The following is a 3,572-nucleotide window of genomic DNA, read 5'->3' as shown; positions in this document are numbered from 1 at the left end:
CGGCCCACAGGAAGTGATCACCAACGAACAAGATCCACTCTCGCAACAGACCCTAGCGCCAAGGGGGGTAGACCCGATCGCGTTGTGCACCAAAGCGTTCGGTCTCAGCCGATTCCGGTGCCCGGGCACCTGCGGGCGGACACCGTGGTGCACTGCCCGGATACGGTCCCTGCGTGGAGGCGCCGATGAACGAGACCGCGCCGGACGAAGCTTTCGCCGCACTGTGCGAGAACCTGGGGCACGTCCTGCAGGCATGCGCACTGATGTGCGTCATCGCCCCCGACGCCGTCCACGTCGAAGCCGTCGTCCAGGCCGCCGTGCAACACGCTCACGATCCGGTCGTCGTGTCCGGGACCGCGCCCGGCACTCTTCCCGGCCTCCTCGCCTCGCTGTACGACCGGCTCGCCCCGGCAGCGACCCGCCCCCGGCGAGCGGCACACCCGCAGGACGCGATCGAGGAAGAACTCGTACGACGCCCCCGCCCCGCGATAGTCGTCCACGACGCCCACCTGCTGCGCAACGACGCCCTCTACTACCTCTACCGGCTATGGGACGCCTTCCAGGAACACCAGCCACGCCTGCCCGTCATCCTCACCGGACCCGAAAAACTCCAGGCCGTCCTGGGCCGGCCCCAGCTCGCCAGCGTGAAGAGCTGCGTCTACCTCTGGCACCGCCTCAACTGACAGCTGACGCACTCCAGGAGCGCGCACGACATCGTCTCACTGCCGGATGTTGTGTCTCTTCGGTCCCCTACTGCTGTCCGCTTCCAACTCTTCGGCTCTGCCCTTCGTGCGGCTGTTCCGCCGGCGTCCTGGACGGTGAGCTGGTCGTCAGCGAGCCGGTTCAACGTGGTGGTCCAGTCGCTGACGATGGCCTGCTGCACCGCCTTCAGGGTGACCTTCCCGAGCAGACCGCCAACGTCGTTGGACGGTACATCCCCCGATCCAGGCCCCGATGATGTCATGACTGATTCCCCCCCCGGGGCCCGCGTCGTGTCCGGCGGCCGGCCAAGACTGTGCGGCGACCCGCACGCCGGCTTCGGTGGCAGCGAGGGCGAGAACCTGCGAAGTCCGGCAGGCCACGACAGCAGCCGACTCAAGAGGTCGAGGTGCGTGCCGGTCCGCCTTTTTACTCGTCCAGGGGACTTCCCCTCACGGTCACACCCAGGGCCGTACTGGGGTGACTACGGTGCGGCCCGTGGCACCAGAGCTTTCCCCGGATCAGGTCATGCACGCGGTCGCCGCACCGGAAGCAGCGTGGGCCGATGACAACGACGCCATCAGGCTGCAGAACATGTTGCTGATCGTCACCGGCATCGCCGGCCTGGACGGGGCTGACCAGCAGAAGGCGATAGCCGAATTCCGCCAGGGCCTCACCTCACACATGACCGCGGTGGCACTGAACATGATGTCCGGCTGGGCCCTCACCGCAGGCGAGGACGTCCAAGCCACCGGCGACCTCGCCGCCACATCCTGCAGGCAATCCTGTCCTTCACCGCTGACGGCCACGACCCGCAGGAAGTGCGCGCCCTGCTTGCCCACCTGCGAGCAGACGCCCTAGCCCATTCGCAGTCGGCCTGACCAAGCGCCCCGCTACACCGCCAGGTGGCACCCAGCCGCGCAGGCCTGACTGGACACGCAGGCGTGGGAGGAGTGCGTGAATCGGCAGCCGCACCTGGCAGAAGGCCGGGTGGCGGCCACCGAGCCCTGGGCGAGACGCGTGCCGTCATCAGGCGGCGGGGATGTCGGTCAGGGCCGGTGGTCGGTTGTCGCTGTGAGCGCGGGAAGGTAGCCCTGCCGCTGCCCCTGGGCGTTGGGGTGGTACGCGGTGAGTGCGGGCGGGGAGTTGATCCATGGGTGGCCGGAGCAGATGCCGTGCCCGGTGAACGAGGGCCGGACGTCGGCGAAGGTCACATCGGGGTGTGTCCGGGTTCCGGATTCGATGACCTGGTCGAGGTGGTCCATCGCGGCGTTGAGGGCCGATAGTTCACGCTGGGTCAACAGCCCTGTGGGGCAGGCGCGGTCGGCGTACAGGCGCGGGTAGCCGAGCACCACCACACGCGCTCCCCGCGCGGTCCTGGCTTCGACGGCGCGGTAGAGCTGGCCGAATTTGCCTGGCAGGTTCTTGTCCATGGTCTGTTCGGCCCGGGCTATGCCTTCCAGGCAGGTGTTCTCGTCGGCCAGGACGCACTCCTTCGTGGCGTCGAAGCCGACGTCGTTGGCGCCGGCGGTGATGCTGACGAGCGTCGTGTGCCCGGTGATCCCGGACAACTGCTTGGTGATCACGTCGGAGATCGTCGCCCCGGCGCAGGCCGCGAAGACGAACTGCTCCGGGTGGTGTGCGGCCGCCCACAGCACAGGGTAGGCGCCGGGGCTGCGGTAGCAGTCCCCGCTGACGGGGCCGGCGCCGGCCCCCGTGGCCACGGAGTCGCCCAATGCCGTGTAACGGAGGTGAACGTGGTCCGGTTGCCCGGGACGTGCATGGGCAGGCGTGACGGCCTGGGCCAGGCCGAGGGACAACGCATACACCATCGCGGCAACGAGCCATCGACTCCACCTGCTGGTGTTTCTCATATCCTCTCCCTACCAACCCAGTTGACCGGGAACACCGCAACTGGGAGCGTATGGGAGCGTTACCCGGACGGACGGATCGCACGCCGGCGCATTCGGGCAGCGATACGCTCTCCGTCTCACCGCGAAGACGCGCACTGCGCATGGCCGGCCTCCGGCTCATCCAGCCAATCACGGGCAAGGTCGGCAAGCCACCGCGGCAACCCGGTCGAGGGATATGGCGTGAGCCGTCCAAGCTTCTGTTGATCGAACCGGCTCCGAGGGGCCGGCCGGTGTGCCGTGGGGCGTCGGCATGCTCTGGGCATCGGACACCCGCCGGGGTTGGGTGGTTTGCCTCGCAAGGTGGGGTGGCACGGGTGCAGCAAGGTCATCAGACCATGTCTTCTGTCATCAGAACCGAGCGATCAGGAGATTTCCGACGCTCCGTGTGTGCGCCTGACCTGCGCCCTCGACTGTCTGCGACAGGTACGAAACAGGCCGCAACCCCATAAGGCCACCCGAAAGTTGCCCTTGTCCGAGGCCGCCGAACGAGCCGCCGACGGCCTGGAGGGCCGGTAGGCCGCAGGCGGGAAGAACCGGAGAAGTCTTCTTGCCGGAACCGGTTCGGGAAAGCCCCATCGCAGGTCGGCTGGGGCGGGGACTCTCATCGCGTCGGTACAGTCGGTATGACGGCTCACTGGGCGCCGCCGCACAGCGCGCTGGACGACACCCCGATCGCCGCCTCAAGGCGGTGCGCACCGCGCTTTGCCTCAGACCTTGCCGAATCCGGACTCCACCGGGCCGGGCCCGGGGAGCCTGCCGGCGGCCGGGGTGCGGGTGCAGCCCGGCCGCCGCTCGGACGGTCCGTCAGTCAGTGCTGCTGGTGGGGGTCAGCAGGTGCGGTCTATGAGGTTGAAGGTCTGGTAGTGGTCGGCGGTGTAGTAGTCCTCCTGGGGCTGTTCGCCGGTCACGATGCGGCGTGCGCCGCGGGTCGGCGCCCCGGGTGTGATCACGGTGTACTCG

Annotated in this window: 4 protein-coding genes; 2 read left to right on the top strand and 2 right to left on the bottom strand. The window is 68.3% G+C overall.

Annotated features, from left to right (window positions below; genetic code table 11):
• Positions 1-185 precede the first annotated feature (185 nt).
• Positions 186-683, top strand: a complete 498-nt coding sequence (locus IE277_RS46330) for an ATP-binding protein (RefSeq protein WP_189960115.1) — start codon at positions 186-188, stop codon at positions 681-683.
• A 544-nt stretch (positions 684-1,227) separates the two neighbouring features.
• Positions 1,228-1,560, top strand: coding sequence for a hypothetical protein (locus tag IE277_RS46325; RefSeq protein ID WP_189960113.1), 333 nt, complete (start codon positions 1,228-1,230; stop codon positions 1,558-1,560).
• Positions 1,561-1,748: 188 nt separating this feature from the next.
• Here the strand turns inward: IE277_RS46325 and IE277_RS46320 are convergent, their stop codons facing one another.
• Together IE277_RS46320 and IE277_RS46315 are read right to left on the bottom strand one after the other, a co-directional pair.
• Positions 1,749-2,531 carry an SGNH/GDSL hydrolase family protein gene (locus tag IE277_RS46320; RefSeq protein ID WP_268252747.1) on the bottom strand — a complete coding sequence of 261 codons (783 nt, stop codon included), beginning with the start codon at positions 2,529-2,531 and terminating at the stop codon, positions 1,749-1,751.
• Between the two features lie 908 nt (positions 2,532-3,439).
• A partial coding sequence (locus IE277_RS46315) for a ribonuclease domain-containing protein (protein ID WP_308433494.1) occupies positions 3,440-3,572 on the bottom strand: 133 nt, incomplete at its 5' end.

Origin of the sequence: Streptomyces alanosinicus (assembly GCF_014650595.1) — a bacterium.
GTDB lineage: Bacteria > Actinomycetota > Actinomycetes > Streptomycetales > Streptomycetaceae > Streptomyces > Streptomyces alanosinicus.
This window is presented reverse-complemented; position numbering and strand designations above follow the sequence as displayed.

Coding starts and splice junctions, on each gene's coding strand:
- IE277_RS46330 (WP_189960115.1), top strand. CDS start 186: ATGAACGAGACCGCGCCGGACGAAGCTTTCGCCGCACTGTGCGAGAAC.
- IE277_RS46325 (WP_189960113.1), top strand. CDS start 1,228: ATGCACGCGGTCGCCGCACCGGAAGCAGCGTGGGCCGATGACAACGAC.
- IE277_RS46320 (WP_268252747.1), bottom strand. CDS start 2,531: ATGGTGTATGCGTTGTCCCTCGGCCTGGCCCAGGCCGTCACGCCTGCC.